This is a genomic window from Occallatibacter riparius (assembly GCF_025264625.1).
In the GTDB taxonomy this organism is placed as follows: domain Bacteria; phylum Acidobacteriota; class Terriglobia; order Terriglobales; family Acidobacteriaceae; genus Telmatobacter; species Telmatobacter riparius.
In genome coordinates this window covers 2,793,248-2,810,624 of the sequence record NZ_CP093313.1, presented here as the reverse complement: position 1 = coordinate 2,810,624, position 17,377 = coordinate 2,793,248, and the positions used below count along the sequence as shown (strand labels likewise).

Genomic DNA, 17,377 nt, shown 5'->3' with positions numbered 1-17,377 from the left:
TTCAGCCGAACATCTCAATTCGGTCTGAGTTTGGCGAGCAGCGAATTGAAATCGTAAGTGATGCCAAAATTGCCGCCGACCTTTGACGCCTTGATGAGATCAGTACGATTCGAGAACGTCAGTGCTAGAGGGATGTTCACGTTCGTGCCTTTAACACTTATAGTGACCTTTCCCTGCCCGATATGGATCGGGCCTGTGGTATTCAACAGTTCGGATGCATTCCCAGGCAGAGGGATCGCGGTGCCGGGCGCGAGCTGATCTGCGGGTAAAGTGAGCAGCCCGTTGGCGATCATGTATTGGAAGTAATAACCCCCGGTTACGGCTGCCTGAACCTTCGATGACGTTGACGCTGCGGTGTAGTCGAACTGGAGCGCGGCCTGTGCGCTGCGCACCTGCGAGGTACTGCTTCCGAGCGTTGAGTTGTACATGGTTGCACCGGCATTTGCGGTGACCTGCACGAAGCGATCGCTGTTCTTGGCATCACCTCGGTAACTGTAGATCGCCTTGAAATCGGACTGGTCAGGCTGATTCGGCAGACGATTGAAGTCGTACTCAAAGGATCCCGTCCACTTATTTAACACAGCCCCCAACGCTTTATCGCGCGCACCGCGATACGCACTCTGAGCTGATACGAACGTTCGGAACGCAACCGTATTCGCGGCGTTTGCATTGATAATGCTCGCGGTCTTCTGCACCAACTCCTGAATTGCGCGATCTACGTCTTCAGGTGCTTTGGTAGTACCTGGGCTCTCGAGTGTCTCGATCGCATGCCCGAGCGCGCTCAAGTAGGCCGGATCTTCTCTAACCTTGCTGGTCAGGGCATCATAGGCTGCGGCATAGGTGGTGGCCACGTCGAGATATTTCGGGTCTTGGTACGCTTGCATCACATCCTGCAACGTCACGTCTTTCTTTCTAGCGTGGAAATCGAGGCGTGCACCTATCCCAGAGAACGCCGGAGTATTGCTCCCGACCAGCGCGGCAAGGGCATCTTGAGCCGCTGAACTGGTGTTCGACGTGTTGGCTTGTGAGACATCGAAACTGCTCGATACCGTGAGGGCGGTCAGAAGCGTCCTTCCGACGCCACACGACGTTTCGATAATCGCGCAAGGCGGAACGTTTCCGAGTGTCAGAAAATCGGCCGCTTGCCCGCCATTCAGCGTGACCGTGGTGGTATTGCCATTGGTGGTTCGATTGATGGAGCCGCTCTCGAGGGCTATCCCCACAATCGCCCCGACCCCCTTGCTTACCAACGACGTGGTGCCGTTCGAACTCTCGGATGCTCCAACCTGTTTGTCTTGGCGGGCCTGCTCGGCGTAACTGAGGAGTTGCTGAGCAAGTTGCTCCTGTTGGGCAGAGGAAAACGGGGAGGAAATTTCTTTCGGGTGCGTCAAAATATACTCTGTAACGATAGTGAAGTTGCAGCCGCGCCCGATCTCAAGGGCCTTTTGGACTTGAGGCTTGTTGGCCTTATCTGTGACTTTGGAAATGCTCAGCACATTGTCCAGATCTGCGCAGTAGCCATATTTGTTGACAACGCCTTGCGCGAAACAGGGCAAACAGCTAAGAGCAAGCAGCGGCAAAATTACCTTCTTCATAGTCCCTTAATCTCCAATCCCTCTGGAGCACTCGAGGGGGAGTAATGAAATGCATCCAGCACTTGACTGCAACCGTTCGTAACTTCGTTCACTGCCACTCTGTCGCCTACCTCCGTACTCTCTATGACGAGTGTCAGGAGGTTCACTCCGCTCGCAATATCGAATTTCCATGGCCCTGCGGTGAGGGTTATGCCGTTGTAACGTGCAACAATCATCGTCGCTAGTCCGGACGAAGAACTGACAGCTATTTCGAAAGAGGCGCCCGTCGGACCTTGGTAATCAGCTTCGACCGTGGGGCAAACATCTAACGTACAAGCCATGACAACCTCCAATCTTGATAATCCGAATTAGTTGAGCGAACTCGGGTTCAACACGATGCCACGCGGCCACGCAGGAGATGTAGCCGCAACAAAGGAATACCTGGCGCTCAATCGCGCCACATGAGGTCGATGTGGCCGTGTTGGGGGAGGGTTACTAGATGGAGAGTATCCCTATTTTGATCAATGTCAAGGCGAGAGTTTCATGAGCGAAACCTTACCAAAGGCCACAGACGAAAGTAACCTCAATTCGGAGAAAACCCCATCCGGCGCCGCTGGCGCCTGTCCTTCTGCTCAAGCCTGGAGCGGTGCTCACCAGCGCCTTGTTACCGGTGCACCATCTGTTGGCGACTGTAAAAGACGGGATCCCACTCGATCGGCCAGTGAACATTCCCCTATCGCTTTCTAGCCGACTCAGGAGCCTTCGTTCCCGCATCCGACAGCGAAGCAAACTCGGGCCCCAATCCGGCAATGGCGCCGCGCAGCCCCGCCTCATCCCCGCCGAAGTCGTAATAGACAATCTTCCCCTGCGCGTCCAGCAGAACGGTCAGCGGGACTCCCTCGCCTTTGAAAGCCTTCTGAATCGCCTTCTCATTGTCGTGGAAGTTCGGCCACGCATAGTGATGGCGTTCAAAGTAAACGGCGCCGTCCTCCGCGTTGCTGTTCTCATCCACGCTCACAGCCGTCAACCCCGATCCCTTGGCGTCCGCGTAGATCCTGCCGATCGAAGGCATCGACAGCAAACAAGGTCCGCACCAGGTAGCCCAGAAATCGATCAGCACAGGCTTCCCTCGAAACGAGCTCAGCGCCACCTTCTTTCCATCCGGCCCTGCAAGGGTGACATCCGGCGCCATCTGCCCAACCATTTGCGCCTTGGGATGCTCAGGCGGAGGGCCACCCCAATCCGGCTCCAGGCTCGCCACCTCCTTGGCGTCCGCTGGCGGTGTAAACCGAAACTCCTCCGGCGCGCTCTGCGGGCCGAAATCCACCACCGGAAAAATCTCCGTCGTCTCGGTACGCATGGGGATATGCAGCTTAGGCGTCACCATCACGTACGAGTCGGCATCGCGTAGGATCTTCCGAAAGGCATGGGTCTGTTTATCGATCCAGAACGTGACCTCCTCGTGAAATTCCTTGTCGTGACTGTGAATTGAGTCATCGCTGCTGGCTCGCACCACAAAACACGGATAGCGATGTGTATCGATCACCAGGGTCTCTTCCGGCAGCATCCTGGCCCGCTTGTAGCCGAGCGCCGTTTCTTCAAGCCATTGCTGCTGCTGCCAGGCCTGCCGCATCTCGTTAAAGCCCATGTCCATCACCTTCGGAAACTTCGGCCAATCGGCAGGCACAGGACGCTTGATATATGCATTCGTCTCCACTTGGTACACCCACTCATTCGTGCGATCCGAAAGTTGCACATAGGAGCCAAAGCCCGTACGCACTTCGATTCGGTACAGATTCCCGCTTCCCTTGATGGCAGTCCGATACGTCCGGTTCCAGTCGTGACGCAACTCCGTCAGTGTTGTACTGTCGATGATTGATTCAATCCGGAATGAATCGGTCCCACTCGCATAGGCCTTGGCGACACTCTCCAACAGCGCGATGGCGTCGCCGCCTTCTTGCGCAACTTGTGCGGGCAGCGCCGGAGCAACAGCCAGGAACAGTACAGCCGAACATATCCGACTCGATTTCATCAGGACCCTCCTCAGGCACAAGACGAGCGAAAGAAGAATTCGTTCGACGCCATCTTACCGCCTGCGGCACAAACAAAACGCCGCCCGTTTCCAGGCGGCGTTTGGCAACTCGAAGTTATCAGCCAGTTACTTCGACTGAATCCTCATTCCATAGAACGACTTCCTGACGAAGAACATTGACACTAGGAAGAACGCAACTGCCAGGATCAGTTTCATTGTCATCTTATCGCCACTGAGGGTCTGTGCAAGCTCCACCGCCAGCAGCCCGAACAGCGTTGTGAACTTGATCACCGGGTTCATGGCCACCGACGACGTGTCCTTGAACGGATCGCCCACGGTGTCACCAATCACGGTTGCATCGTGCAGCGGAGTGCCCTTCTGCTTCAGGTCGACTTCCACAACCTTCTTAGCGTTGTCCCATGCACCGCCGGCATTGGCCATGAAGATGGCCTGGTACAAGCCGAAGATCGCGATCGAGATCAGGTAGCCAATAAAGAAGTACGGCTCGAAGAACGCGAAAGCGAGCGTCGCGAAGAACACGCCGAGAAAGATGTTGAACATGCCCTTCTGCGCATAGACCGTGCAGATCTCAACCACCTTCTTCGAGTCCGTAACCGACGCTTTCTCCACGCCTTCCAGCTTGATGTTGGCCTTGATGAACTCCACCGCGCGATAAGCACCCGTGGACACGGCCTGCGTTGACGCGCCCGTGAACCAGTAGATCACCGCGCCGCCCGTGATCAAGCCCAGCATGAACGGAGCATGCAGCAGCGAGAGGTTCTCAACGCTGTGCGTCAGGCCATCGGTCAGCGCCATGATGATCGAGAAGATCATCGTGGTCGCGCCCACCACCGCCGTTCCAATCAGCACCGGCTTCGCCGTCGCCTTGAACGTGTTGCCCGCGCCATCGTTGGCTTCCAGCCAGTGCTTCGCAGCTTCAAAGTTCGCCGCAAAACCGAAGTCCTTCTTCAGCTCGGCTTCAATGTTCGGCACATTTTCGATCAGCGACAGCTCGTACACCGACTGCGCGTTGTCCGTCACCGGCCCATACGAGTCGACCGCGATCGTCACCGGGCCCATACCCAGGAACCCGAACGCCACCAGTCCGAACGCGAACACTGCCGGAGCCAGCATCAATCCGGCCGGCCCCGAAGGAATGCCCATGCTGAAGTAGTACCCAGTGCCCATCAGCGCAACCATGCACAAGCCCAGCCAGTAGCCGGAGAAGTTGCCGGCCACAAAGCCCGACAGAATTCCCAGCGAAGCTCCGCCTTCCTGCGCCGACGTCACCACTTCCTTTACGTGCGCCGATTTCGTCGATGTGAACACCTTCACAAATTCTGGAATCAGCGCGCCCGCCAGCGTTCCGCACGAGATGATCGAAGCCAGCTTCCACCAGATCGTTCCATCGCCCATGTCGCGGATCAGTTCGTAAGACACGATGTACGTGAGCACGATGGAGACAACCGACGTAAGCCATACCAGCGTGGTCAGCGGATGCTCAAAGTCCATCTCATCGGCATTGGCATATTTCGCCTTGGCGATCGCGCTGTTCAGGAAGTACGCACCCGCGCTCGACAGCAGCATAGCCACGCGCATCACGAAGATCCACACCAGCAACTGCACCTGCGTCTTCTGGTCGTGTACCGCCAGCAGGATGAACGTGATCAGCGCCACGCCTGTCACGCCGTACGTTTCGAATCCGTCCGCGCTCGGTCCAACCGAGTCGCCTGCGTTGTCGCCCGTGCAGTCTGCGATCACGCCCGGGTTACGCGCATCGTCTTCCTTGATCTTGAAGACAATCTTCATCAGATCCGATCCGATGTCGGCGATCTTGGTGAAGATACCGCCCGCAATACGCAGCGCCGCCGCGCCCAGCGATTCGCCGATAGCGAAGCCGATGAAGCACGGACCTGCATAGTTCCCCGGAATAAACAGCAGGATGAACAGCATGATCAGCAGTTCAACCGAAATGAGCGCCATGCCGATGCTCATGCCGGCCTTCAGCGGAATCGCATAGCACGGATACGGCTTGCCGCGCAGTCCCGCAAACGCAGTGCGCGAGTTGGCAAACGTGTTCACGCGAATGCCGAACCACGCCACGCCGTAGCTGCCCGCGATACCGACAAGGCTGAACAGAAGGATGATGGGCAGCGTCACGCCAACATTTCCCACCGGAGCCAGAACGCCGAAATACAAAGCGATAATGACCGCAATGAAAGCCCATAGGAGAAGGATGAACTTGCCCTGCGTGAACAGATAGGTCTTGCAGGTCTCGTAGATCAGTTCGGAGATGTCGCGCATCGTGCGATGCACTGGAAGGTTCTTCAACTGCACATAAATCGCCAGGCCGAACAGCAGTCCGCCCACGCAGAACAGCAATCCGACCGTCAGCAGCGCATGCCCGGTCATCCCCAGAAAACTCACGCTCGACAGATCAGGCAGTACCAGGTTGGCTTCTCCGCCACCGGCCTTTTCCTGCGCACCGGCAAACGCCGGGAGCAATGCAACCGTACCCAGAAGCGCCATCGCGGTCCTCAACCGCCGGCCCAGCAATCCCTCAATGCCGTTCCTCACAGCCGCCGCGATCCTCTGCACAGCCACGGAGCCCGGAACGGAGCTTGCAGCCGAGCCAACCAAGCGACGTCTACAAGACCACGCCGCAATCAGTGACAAAATAATCACTCCCAAAAACAGGTACTCGCACTCCTGTACAGTCACAAGTCCTCCCAGACTTAGGTTTGAAGCCGTATGACGGACGACTCGAAAAACGCGACCTCTGGAACGAGGGAAAATTTTCACCGGAACTGTAACATCCGTATGTACCACTGTCGAGTGATTGCAGTCACAGTGCGCGCGCGGTGCATCGGTCCAGTACCAAATGAGGCCGCGTTTCTAAATGCATTTCGCAACGACCGCCATCCGCATTGCAGCCACGCAGCGTCACATCATAGGACACACTCCGATCCATCCTCCGGATCAGCAGAGCAGCATCTCATTCGCCAACGACAATGCAACGCGCACCCCAACACCCTCCAATGTTTTGCCCTTTTCTAATGCCTAATCCCTAATGCCTGGTCTCTAACCCCGCTTTTCATGTTCCCTGGTCCCTGTTCCCTGTCTCTATTCCTGCCTCTACCCGTCAAAACCCTAAGTAACCCGAAATATTCATGCATCCTCCTGTTGACGCCGGAACTCAGTCGGGCTACTCTCTTTCGCAGATACCTCTACTTGGTCGCGTACACCAATTCGCACCCTCAACCGGCAGTAAAGAGCCTCCGCTCAACCCTGCGCCCCGCGACCGGCAGATCCACCCCCTGCAAACAGCCTCATCCCACCCCAGTTCAATCCGCACGCGCTCCGGTCTCCACGCCGGTGCCACTGCGCCTTCAGTCCTGTTTCCGCATCCAAAGAACAGGCGCCGTTATTGATCCCGTCCCGCCAAAAGAGCAGGCGGACGGAACCAGCAACGGCTTGCGAACGTTCAACTTAACCAGAAGCCTTGGAGGCTGCCGAAAACCTTGAAGATCGCTCTTGAGATCACCCCAAACCTTGAGCCCCTGTTCGGGACCCGCGATGAAAACCTCAGGTTGATGGAAGATTCTCTTGGCGTCCGGATCGATCTCCGCTCCGACGCCGTACACGTGGAAGGTCCGGAATCGGGCGTAAACCGCGTCCGGGGCGTGTTTCAGGACTTCGAAACCCTCCGCCGCCAGGGCATCAATCCCCACAACGGCGAGTTGAACGGCATGCTTCGGATGGTGGTCGCTGACCCCTCCGTCACTCTTAAGTCACTGGCGGACAGCGGCAAGGCTCGCTCGGCGGGCGTCAAGCGCACCGTCCAGCCCCGCTCCGTCAACCAGCGGAAATACGTCGAGGCCATCGAGCAGAACGACATGGTCTTCGGCGTCGGCCCCGCCGGCACCGGAAAAACCTATCTTGCCGTCGCCATGGCCGTAAGCGCCATGAACGCCAAAAAGGTCAGCCGCATCGTGCTCGTCCGCCCCGCCGTCGAAGCCGGCGAAAAACTCGGCTTCCTCCCCGGCTCCCTCCAGGAAAAGGTCGACCCCTACCTGCGCCCGCTCTACGACGCCCTCTACGACCTCCTCGACCCCGAAAAGGTCGACAAGATGCTCGAGAAGAACGTCATTGAGGTGGCCCCCCTCGCCTTCATGCGCGGCCGCACCCTCAACGACGCCTTCATCATCATGGACGAGGCCCAGAACACCACCATCGAGCAGATGAAGATGTTCCTCACCCGCCTCGGCAACAACTCCCGTGCGGTCATCACCGGCGACATCACCCAGATCGACCTGCCCAACCCGCGCAAGTCCGGCCTGGTCGACGCCATCAACGTCCTCGAAGGCGTGGAAGGCATCAGGTTCTGCCATTTCGAAGACTCCGACGTCGTGCGCCACGCCCTCGTGCAGCGCATCGTCCGCGCCTACGACGCCGCCAAACCCCAGCAACAGGAACTCCCCCTCAACATGGGCGAGACCTACGACCAGCCAGCGCAACCCCGCGAACCCCGAACCCAGCAGTCGGTTAAGCCTCAGTAAATGCGGGCTCTTCGCGTAAAATGAAACTAATCGAGGCCGTCCGCACCCGCAGACGGCCTCGCGCACGATGATCATCCTCGACCCAGACTTGGACCCCGACTCCCGGCCCTCCACGAAATCGGGTCCACCCTCGCCTGAATCCCGCAAAGCCGAACTTGCCACCCGCCTGCCATCCGTGCGCACCCTGAACGCCTTCCTCCGCGAAGCCCAATCCGCCGTCCGCCTCAAAGGCGCGGTGAGCGTCCTCCTCACGACCGACCCCGCCATCCGCAAACTTAACCGCGACTTCCGCCACAAGAACAAGGCGACCGACGTCCTCTCCTTCCCCGCCGACCCCCTCCCCGGTCTCCGACCCACCGATCAACCCGCCGGCGACCTGGCCGTCAGCATCGATACGGCACGTACCCAAGCCGCCGGCCAGGGCCACCCCCTTTCTACCGAAATCAAGGTCCTCATCCTCCACGGCCTCCTCCACCTCGCCGGCTACGACCACGAAACCGACACCGGCCAGATGGCCCGCCGCGAGCGCACCCTGCGCGCCCAGCTCAACCTCCCCCTCGGCCTCATCGAACGCACCATCACGCCACAAAAAGTAGCGCCGCCGCGAAAAGCAGCGCCCGTCTCCCGACCGGCTGTAGCGCGGGTGTCTTCACCGGTGGCATCGAAGTCACCAAAGAAGAGGCGGCAAAAATGACCCTGACCGCCCTCCTCGCCATCCTCGCCCTCGCTCTCCTCGAGATCCTGGCCTCCTACATCAGCCGCGTCTACGCCGAATTCGGCAAGATCCTCTCCCGCGAAGTTCAGGACAACCTCGACGCCTGGGAAGAGCTCATCGAGCCCCACATCGGCCTCACTCGCGAGCACGCCGCCCTCTCCGCAGCCGTCGCGCAGCAACTCGCTCTCTGCGGCATCGCCATCGTCTTCACCGATCTCCTCTTCGACCGCGCCTTCAACGTAGCCCGCGCCACTCCCGGCGAATTTGTGCAGGCCGCGCTCGGCGTCATCCTAGTCGTCGTCTTCTGCAACCAGTTCATCCCCTGGCTCCTGTTTGAACGCACCGAGGGCCGCTGGCCGCGCCGCCTCATGTGGCCCATCCGCTTGCTGCTCTGGGCCGTAACCCCCATCACCGTCGTCATCCGCTTCTTCTTCTCGCTCGCCGCCCTGGCCGAGCCGCCCGCCGCCGACGAAGAAGAAGGCTCCGTTGACGTCGAAGCCCTCCTTGAAGCCGGCGAGGAAGAAGGCATCCTCGAAGAGACCGACCGCGAGCTCGTCCGCTCCGCCGTCGAATTCGGAGACGTACTCGTCAAGGAAGTTATGACCCCCCGCCCCCAGGTCTTCGCCGTTAAAGACACCACCACCCTTGAGCAGTTCCTGGTCGAGCTCAAGGAGCACAACTTCTCCCGCGTCCCCGTTTACGCCGGTACACTCGACAACATCACCGGCATCGCCTTCGCCCACGACCTGCTCCAGATAGCCGACCTCGACGCCCGCACCCGCACCGTCGCCTCCATCCAGCGCCCCGCCGCCTTCGTTCCCGAAACCAAAAAGGGATACGAGCTCCTCCGCGAGATGCAGCGCGAAAAGCAGCACATGCGCATCGTCATCGACGAGTACGGCGGCGTCGCCGGCCTCGTCACCATCGAAGACCTCCTCGAGCAGATCGTCGGCGAAATCCGCGACGAGCATGACGTCGAAGCACCCAAAGAAAACCCGCAGCGTGAAGAGACCGGCGCCTGGGTCGTCCCCGGCAGCTTCCCCGTCAACGAGCTCCACGGCCTCTTCGGCAACGGCTTCCAGGTCCCCGAGGAATACGAAGCCGCCACCGTCGGCGGCCTGGTCAGCGAGATTGAAGGCCGCATCCCCCTTGCCGGCGAAGTCGTCGAGCTAACCAGCTCCGGCCTGCGCATGGAAGTCGTCGCCTCCACCGATCGCCGCATCGACCGCGTCCGCGTCTTCCCGCCGGTCCACGAAGAAGACACCGCCAGTCCCCGTCCCGCGGAAACCCACGAATAGCCCGCCCGTCCCTCCATACCTCGTCATTCTGAGCAGCCCCACTCGCGCAGCGAGTTTCGCGTGGATCAACCGCAGATCCCGCAGCGCACCTGACTAGTTCCGGAGGAACGCGCGACAATAGCCCGGGACGGAAGTCCCGGGACACGCCCCAAATTGATTCCTCCCGAGTCCCGTAGGGACGGGCGAGGCTCGCCCTCGGTCATCGCATCCGCCAGGCCATACCAAACACGATCAGGCCTACAACGAACAGCGTCCCGAAGATCACCTTGTTCGAGCGCGCCAGCCATTCGGGCAGATAGATATCGAAATTGGCGCGCCGCCCTTCCGTATACCGGGCCGCAACATCGGTCAGAGGGCAGCGCCGTCCATTCACGACCAGTACCAGGCACTCCGCCAAAACGGCCAACGCCAGAAACCCCGCCAGCCTGAAATGCCGCGTGAGCGCCGCGAAGGGCAACACCCCGATGCACCCCGCAAACATCGCCCACACTGCCGTATGCGCCAGCTTAATCCCGATTAGTATGCGGGCGTTCTCCGCCCGTGGGGTCATGACGCCGTTCATTGCTCTCTCAACAGGCGGAGCGCCGCCGCTCGCAGAATAACGCCTGTTGCGATTCGAGTGCCCCACCTGTCGCATTGATTGTGGCGACAGTGGGAAACAGCCAGGCCTAATGGGGTCATGAAGAGAACTGGCATCGATGTCCTGCTCGAGCCCACCCTGAACCACGCCGCCGTCGCCGCCCGACAATTTTGGACCAAACCTGCCCTAAATCATTTCATCCCAATGCATTAACCCTCGCCCGAATCAGTGCTAAGATGGTCGCCGCGGTTGAGTCGCATCCTTGCTCCCGCTTCGCCTGCCCTCAACCGCCAGCACGATTGGCGCCGCCAATTCGAAGGGTGCACGGCTCTCTTGCTCCTCCTCCGGCCGCGCGCCTCAGCGCCGGATCGTCCGGGCCCGAACCAATTCGGCTTAAAAGGAGCAACCAATGATCCCTCGGCTTTGTTCGCCTGCGTGCCTCGGCGCACTCGTTTCTCTCTGCCTTCTTGCTGGCCCAGCTCAAGGCTCAGCACAGCAGTTCACCCAGTTTTTTGCAGTCGACTGCTCCAATCCTGCAGCGCAGTTTCCCACCATCAGTTCCGCTCTCGCGGCAGCCACTGACGGAACCTCAATCTGGGTCCCGCCAGGACAAACCTGCACCGAGAATGTGACCATCGGCTATCTCCGCAACATCGCCATCGGCACCGACTGGGCGCAAACCTTCAACCTCAATGGAAGTCTCACCATCCAGTCCTCGCAAACCATTGAAATCCAGGGAATGGTCGTGACCAACCCCCACGGCGACGGTATCAACGTCAACAACAGCACTGACGTCTCATTCACCTTCGTTCAGAGTGTGAATAACTCCGGCATGGGACTGGCAATCGCAACATCCAATGTCACCATAGGTGGCGCAGGTGCCTTCAGCAACAACGGAGGCAGGGGAATCAATGCCGGGAATAACTCTCTTCTCTCCGTGGTCGCCTGGGGCGGAAATGTCGACATCAGCAACAACGTCGACAAAGGCATCAACCTCGATCGCTCCGTCATGATGGCATTCGGAACCATGACCATCACCAATACGCACGCCCAGTCGGACAGCACCACTCCCACCGGCTCCGGGATCGCCGAATTCGGCGGCGCCAAGGCGGGACTCTTCGCCCTCTTTGGCCCCGTGACCATCACCGGCAACGAGGGCGGCGGAATCCTGCTCTGGGAGTCCTCCGAAATCTCCACCGGCGGCAACACCACCTGGGCACCCTACCTCGAGACCATTCAGGCAAATGGTCCTTTCGGCATCTCTTCGGAGTTCGGCGGGAGCTTGACCGTCATCGGTGGCGTCACCATCTCTGATCACACCACCGCAGGCATCAGCCTCTATGGCAACAGCCAGGCAGCCGTCCTCTACAGCAACAATCAGATCTCCCACAACGGCACCGGCACCGACAGCCATCGCGCCGGAATCCTCGTCGAACAGGGTTCGCAACTCTACCTCACCGATGCCATCATCAGGAACAATGGCGGCCCCGGCGTTCTCGGCCTGACGCACGCCACCCTCGACATCGAAGGCTCGAACTTCAGCTCCAATGCCGGTGGTGCCGTCGCCTGCGATAAATCCTCGGTCCTCGAAACCGACCTGCCTCACCCGGTACTCGGCTCCGCAAACTCCTGCACAGTCTCCACTCCCGGCAAGCTTCACGCTCATGGCGCATTCAGCATGAATGTGCCTGACTGGAAGGGCATGAAAGCCCACTCCCTCAAAGTGAACCGGATGATTACTTCACATCGCCGGCCCTCATTCGCTCTTCCGAAATAAATCGCCGCGTCCAAAGCGAGCGTTCTTCCTTCAGGCCGGCCCCTCCCCAGGGGATCGGGTCGGCCTTTTTGATTCGGACTCGATCTCCCTATGCGGACTCGGACCTACTGGCCCGACACGCGTCTCTGCCTGCGTGCACCCTACTTCAAATTCCAGACCGATAGCCGGAACCGGCAAGCGACTGGCTTGCCGTCGCGAAGCGCAGGGATAAAGTGCCAACCAGCAGAGGCTTGGATCCACCGTTTGTCTGTCCCATTCAACAATTTCGCCGACCGGACCTTCCCTGCAGAGTCAACGAGCAGTTCCAGTGCCGCGTCACTCGCACCAAGCTGCTCAACTTCGTCAGGTGGCGGACGACGGAGCAGGATCGACTTTGGCTGAACAACGATAGGTTCGTAATCAGAGGTCTCAGGTGCACCCCCGTTGGGGTTTAACACTGCATGGCTCGTCGCACCTGAACTGCCCGTCGCGTCATAAACATGAACCTGGCGATTGTGCTTTGTTGCCTTCGAAGCACGATCGATGCCGCGAAGAATCCCGCGCCCGCGGACGTCCGACAACGCCACCCGAATGCGATTGAGATCCTGAGGAGGCCACATATCCTGCAGCGCAGACCAGGCTTCCGAGTCACGCCCGCTGTACAAGTACGCCCACACGATCTCCAGCACTTTGATCTTTGTGCGTGCCAACTGATGCCGTTCATCACCGGAGCGGGAAATGTTCATTGAAAGCGCCCCATCGCTGCTTTTGAACGCGGCGAGGTCCTGCGGATCGAGTTGGCCGCGAAGACCGGCTATCTGAGCATCGTAGTACGAGCTGAATTCCGGACTCACATCGACGAGTCGCTTCTTTTCGAAGCGCAGCACAACAGTTGGCGCAAAATCGAAGGACCGGAGCGGCACCCCCTCAAATCCATCAAGCGCAGCTGCATCATCGGTCCAAATTTCTATTTGCCCATCAAGATCACTATCCGCGGCTTCATACGAATCCGCCCCGGTGATCGTATTGAGGAGACGAGCCGGCTTCGTCAGCGAATAGATTTGATACTTGCGGTGAGCATGATCTCCGGTCCCATCGATTTGGAACGCGACCACAGGCATACCGAAACCTAAATCAGCACCCAGGACATCGATGCCCACTTGCTCGACATTGGATGCAACCGTAATTTCTTCCGCGCCCCACGTTAGCTTCGCGGCGCATGCCCGTTCCGCGAAGGCTCCTTTCCGCAACGGACTCACCTTCACAGTGACCCCGGTGGAGAAGCGTGTGCTGTATTCACCGCTTCCGCTCTCGCAGGTAATGTCTTGAGGTTGAGCTTGGGCATAGAGAGACACCGGCCAGAGCACCAGGACGACGAGTAACGCCCTGCTAACTTCGAACCATGCCCGCAGGTCGACAGTATTCGACGCAGCCCTCAATGACGTCCCTTTCAAAGTCGGGATTTCAATTCTGGAGCATGGTAGTCGAAGCAGCTCACAAGCTGTTAGCGGCAGCAAAGCGCTGCACCCGATGCCAACAATACGCCGCACTCTCCGCAACTGCGAGCTAGGAACTGCGAACTAAGAACTGGTGCGGCCGTCAGGCCAGCAGCTTCCCCACCCATGCGCGCGCCGACGAAACCCAGGTGCCTACCGTCTCGCCCACATGGTTCGACGGAATCACCGTCGGCCACCAGCCCGCCTTCGCGCCATAGATCCGCACAGCCACGTAGCCCAGAGCCGTCACCAGTGCCAGCAGCAGCACCACGCCCAGCCAGCGCAGCCGGAACTCCGCGGCCTCCCGTTGCTGCAGCCGCGCCTTGCCCACATTCGAGGCGAACGTAGTCCAGTCGCCGTCATCCGGCTGACCCGACGCCTGGTAGGCCCGCATAAACCGGTCCGTCCAGTCCTGCTGGTCCAGCCCCACGGCACTCGCGTACCCTCGCACGATTCCCTTGTTGAGGATTCCCCCCGGAAGAAGGCGAAAACGCTCCTGCTCCAGAGCCACCAGGTGGTGCTGGCTGATCTTCGTTACCGCCGTGATGTCTTCCAGCGCAATGCCGCGGGACATCCGCTCCATGCGCAGGTCTTCTCCGAAGCTGCCCATCGGCTTAACCAGACAGGGGTTAAAGGCCCTTACTGTGGATTTTCCTCCCAATCGCAAACGGAAGTCCAGTGCCAGTCAAAATCATGTTCCGGTTTATGCACGGATTCTTAGGGATTTCTGCCCAAATCGGCCGCTTTCCCATCAAGTAACCCGCGAAACTGCTGAGGGCTCATTGCTGAGGACTCCCAAGCCTTCAGCTAGGAGCTGGAAGCTGGCAGCTGGAGGCTGCCTTACTGATACCCTTGAACTCAGGCATGAACAAGCTCATCGTCGCCAATCTGCTGCACCGCCCCCTGCGCTCCATCATCAGCATCCTTGCCGTCGCCATTGAGGTCATCATGATCCTCTCCATCGTCGGCATCTTCATGGGCATGCTCAATGACCAGAAGCAGCGCACCAACGGCATCGGCGCCGACCTCATCATGCGCGGCTCCAACGCCAGCAACATGAACGGCGCCGGACCCGTCTCCATGCCTGTCAAATTCGTCGACGTACTCCGCAAAATCCCCCACGTCACCGTCGTCTCTCCCGCCGCCCTCCAGCTCATCACCTCCACCAGCGGCGTAGAAATCCAGTTCGGCATCGACTACCCTTCCTACAACGCCCTTCGCCCCTTCACCTTCGTAGCCGGAACCCCCTTCAAAGGCCCCGACGACGTCATCGTCGACGACGTCCTGGCCGCTAAGGTCAATCCCGCCACCGGCAAGCCCTACACGCTCGGCGACACCCTCTCCATCTTCAACACCGACTTCCATATCTGCGGCATCGTCCAGCACGGCAAAGGCGGCCGCAAGCTCATTCCCATCGAAACCATGGGCCAGCTCATCAACAACCCCGGCAAGGCCTCCAACTTCTACCTCAAGCTCGACGACCCCGCCAACGCCCAGTCCGTCATCGACGCCATCCATAACACCCGCGGCCTCCAGAACTATCCCGTCGAAACCATGGACGAGTGGCTCAGCGAGATGACCCCCGAGAAACTCCCCGGCTTCAACCTCGCCCTCAACTCCGTCACCGTCATCGCAGTCGTCGTCGGTTTCCTCGTCATCTTCCAGACCATGTACACCGCCGTCCTCGAGCGCACCCGCGAAATCGGCATCCTCAAATCCATGGGCGCCTCTAAGCCGGAGATCGTCTCCGTCGTCCTTCGCGAAACCGCCATCCTCGCCGTCGTCGGCGTCATTCTCGGCATCGCCGGCTCCTATGGCGTGCGTGTGGCTATGCTCCACGCCACCACGCTCCAGTTCCAGATCCCCAGCCGGTGGCTCCTCCAAGGCGCCTTCATCGCCTTCGCCGGTTCCATCCTCGGTGCCCTCTACCCCGCCTGGATGGCCGCCAGAAAAGACCCCATCGACGCCCTCGCCTACGAATAGTCAAATGAGAATCTGCTTTGGCATCTGCACGATTCCGGGTGCCCCATCCATCGCGCAGCCTGATCGCGCGATGGGTGGGAGACCACAGCCCCCGGCCGGCCGAACCCTCGCTTTTCTTACTGTCATTCCCGGAGCGACTGTCTGATTTGTCAAGGGTTCATGGAGGGGTTGCTGGAAAAGACGGCGCGCTGCGCCTCGGAAAACGCAGAGAGCGCGTTTCCCGCTTTCCCACAACCGAGCGGCTACGGCGAGTGGGAGATTAGCATGTTCAGGCGCAAGCCCGGGAGGAAGTGGTCTGAAGCGCCAGCCGACAGCGCACCTCGCGGGCCTTGGCGTTGAGCCGCACCAGCAGCTTGTGGGCGAGCGCAATGCGGACGACCTTGGGCGGCTTGCCGGCCGCGCGGAGGCGCTGCTGAAAGGCGGTGAAGTCCGGCTCGAAGCGGCCCGCCACACCAGCCACGAGGTAGAGGATGTCGCGCACCGCGGCGCGTCCTCCCCGCACCGCGCGTTTGCCCTGCTGCTTTCCCGAGTCGTTGGCCAAAGGAGCCAGCCCGGCCAGTTTGGAGACGGTCTTGTTGGACAGCAGGCCGATCTCCGGCATCTCCGCCATCAACCGCGCCACGGTGCGGTCGGCCACGCCTTTGATGGTGCGAAATGCCTGGTTGAGTTCCCGCCACAGCGGGTCCTGCTCGATCAGCCTGGCGATGCGCTGCTCCAGATCGCGGATCTGGCGGGCAACGAAGGCCAGCAACTTGGCGAAGGAAACCTGCACGGCGCGATCGGTAACCAACCGCTGCTGGTTGCGTTGCGCCGTACGCACATCGGTCAGCTGGCGAAGACGCGTGACCAGCGCCCGCAACTGCTGCTGGCCGGGCGGCGTCAGGCAGGCTGGCTGCGGCTTCTTCACTTCGGCGTACCAGGCGATCATGGCGGCGTCGATGCGATCGGTCTTCTCCAGTGAGCCCATGCTCTGAGCGAACTGGCGCACCGCGCGCGGGTTCACGATGGCCACCGCAAGGCCTTGTTCCGATAGCTGCGCAAACGCCAGTTGTTCGTACCCGCCGGTGGCTTCCATGGCCACCATTTCAACCTGATGTGCCTGGCAAAAGGCGCCCAGCGCCATAATCCCTTCGGGGGTGTTGGGGAAAGACCCTGCCGCACCCTGCTGGCCAATGCGAACTTCCAGGGACTCGGAAGCAACATCTACGCCACAAACCATCTGTGTCACGATAACCTGCCTTGTATGTTCGAATGAGATCGTGCGACTGTTCGGTCGTACGTGACTTGGGCAGCGGTCCCTATGCTCCGGGACGGTGAGCGATCACCTGGGGACGTACGGGAGCCGCCCGCCCGCGGGGGAGCCGATGCCTCGGCTCCCCCACTG

Annotated in this window: 12 protein-coding genes; 5 read left to right on the top strand and 7 right to left on the bottom strand. The window is 59.9% G+C overall.

The genetic code is table 11. From position 1 onward, the window contains the following. Window positions 1–14 precede the first annotated feature (14 nt). From MOP44_RS11395 to MOP44_RS11385, 3 genes are all read right to left on the bottom strand, one after another. Entirely contained in the window at window positions 15–1,595 is a 1,581-nt protein-coding gene (locus MOP44_RS11395) for a hypothetical protein (protein ID WP_260796157.1), read from the bottom strand. Window positions 1,596–2,307: 712 nt separating this feature from the next. Continuing rightward, window positions 2,308–3,606 (bottom strand): TlpA disulfide reductase family protein, encoded by a 1,299-nt coding sequence (locus MOP44_RS11390; RefSeq protein WP_260796156.1) that lies wholly within the window; start codon window positions 3,604–3,606, stop codon window positions 2,308–2,310. 126 nt (window positions 3,607–3,732) lie between these two features. Beyond that, window positions 3,733–6,135, bottom strand: coding sequence for a sodium-translocating pyrophosphatase (locus MOP44_RS11385; RefSeq protein WP_260796155.1), 2,403 nt, complete (start codon window positions 6,133–6,135; stop codon window positions 3,733–3,735). 992 nt (window positions 6,136–7,127) lie between these two features. On the opposite strand from MOP44_RS11385, the gene MOP44_RS11380 reads away from it, so the two are divergent. From MOP44_RS11380 to MOP44_RS11370, 3 genes are all read left to right on the top strand, one after another. Beyond that, complete coding sequence (locus tag MOP44_RS11380) at window positions 7,128–8,165, top strand: PhoH family protein (protein ID WP_260796154.1); 1,038 nt, start codon at window positions 7,128–7,130, stop codon at window positions 8,163–8,165. Window positions 8,166–8,253: 88 nt separating this feature from the next. After that, entirely contained in the window at window positions 8,254–8,859 is a 606-nt protein-coding gene (gene ybeY / locus MOP44_RS11375; RefSeq protein ID WP_260796153.1) for an rRNA maturation RNase YbeY, read from the top strand. Then, a complete protein-coding gene (locus tag MOP44_RS11370) occupies window positions 8,856–10,178 on the top strand; it encodes a hemolysin family protein (protein ID WP_260796152.1) in 1,323 nt (440 codons plus the stop codon). The genes ybeY and MOP44_RS11370 overlap by 4 nt, the downstream gene beginning before the upstream one ends. A gap of 199 nt (window positions 10,179–10,377) precedes the next feature. Here the strand turns inward: MOP44_RS11370 and MOP44_RS11365 are convergent, their stop codons facing one another. Beyond that, window positions 10,378–10,740, bottom strand: a complete 363-nt coding sequence (locus MOP44_RS11365; RefSeq protein WP_260796151.1) for a hypothetical protein — start codon at window positions 10,738–10,740, stop codon at window positions 10,378–10,380. A 427-nt stretch (window positions 10,741–11,167) separates the two neighbouring features. Here MOP44_RS11365 and MOP44_RS11360 point away from each other — a divergent pair, with 427 nt between their 5' ends. Continuing rightward, a complete protein-coding gene (locus MOP44_RS11360; protein WP_260796150.1) occupies window positions 11,168–12,535 on the top strand; it encodes a right-handed parallel beta-helix repeat-containing protein in 1,368 nt (455 codons plus the stop codon). Between the two features lie 140 nt (window positions 12,536–12,675). On the opposite strand, the gene MOP44_RS11355 is transcribed toward MOP44_RS11360, so the two are convergent. Together MOP44_RS11355 and MOP44_RS11350 are read right to left on the bottom strand one after the other, a co-directional pair. Further along, window positions 12,676–13,674 (bottom strand): energy transducer TonB, encoded by a 999-nt coding sequence (locus MOP44_RS11355; protein ID WP_260796149.1) that lies wholly within the window; start codon window positions 13,672–13,674, stop codon window positions 12,676–12,678. 439 nt (window positions 13,675–14,113) lie between these two features. Then, window positions 14,114–14,620 (bottom strand): helix-turn-helix domain-containing protein, encoded by a 507-nt coding sequence (locus MOP44_RS11350; protein WP_260796148.1) that lies wholly within the window; start codon window positions 14,618–14,620, stop codon window positions 14,114–14,116. 254 nt (window positions 14,621–14,874) lie between these two features. On the opposite strand from MOP44_RS11350, the gene MOP44_RS11345 reads away from it, so the two are divergent. Next, window positions 14,875–15,993, top strand: coding sequence for an ABC transporter permease (locus MOP44_RS11345; RefSeq protein ID WP_260796147.1), 1,119 nt, complete (start codon window positions 14,875–14,877; stop codon window positions 15,991–15,993). Window positions 15,994–16,261: 268 nt separating this feature from the next. Here MOP44_RS11345 and MOP44_RS11340 read toward each other — a convergent pair whose 3' ends face one another. Next, window positions 16,262–17,221: an IS110 family RNA-guided transposase gene (locus MOP44_RS11340; RefSeq protein WP_260794022.1), complete on the bottom strand. Its 960-nt coding sequence runs from the start codon at window positions 17,219–17,221 to the stop codon at window positions 16,262–16,264. Window positions 17,222–17,377 lie beyond the last annotated feature (156 nt).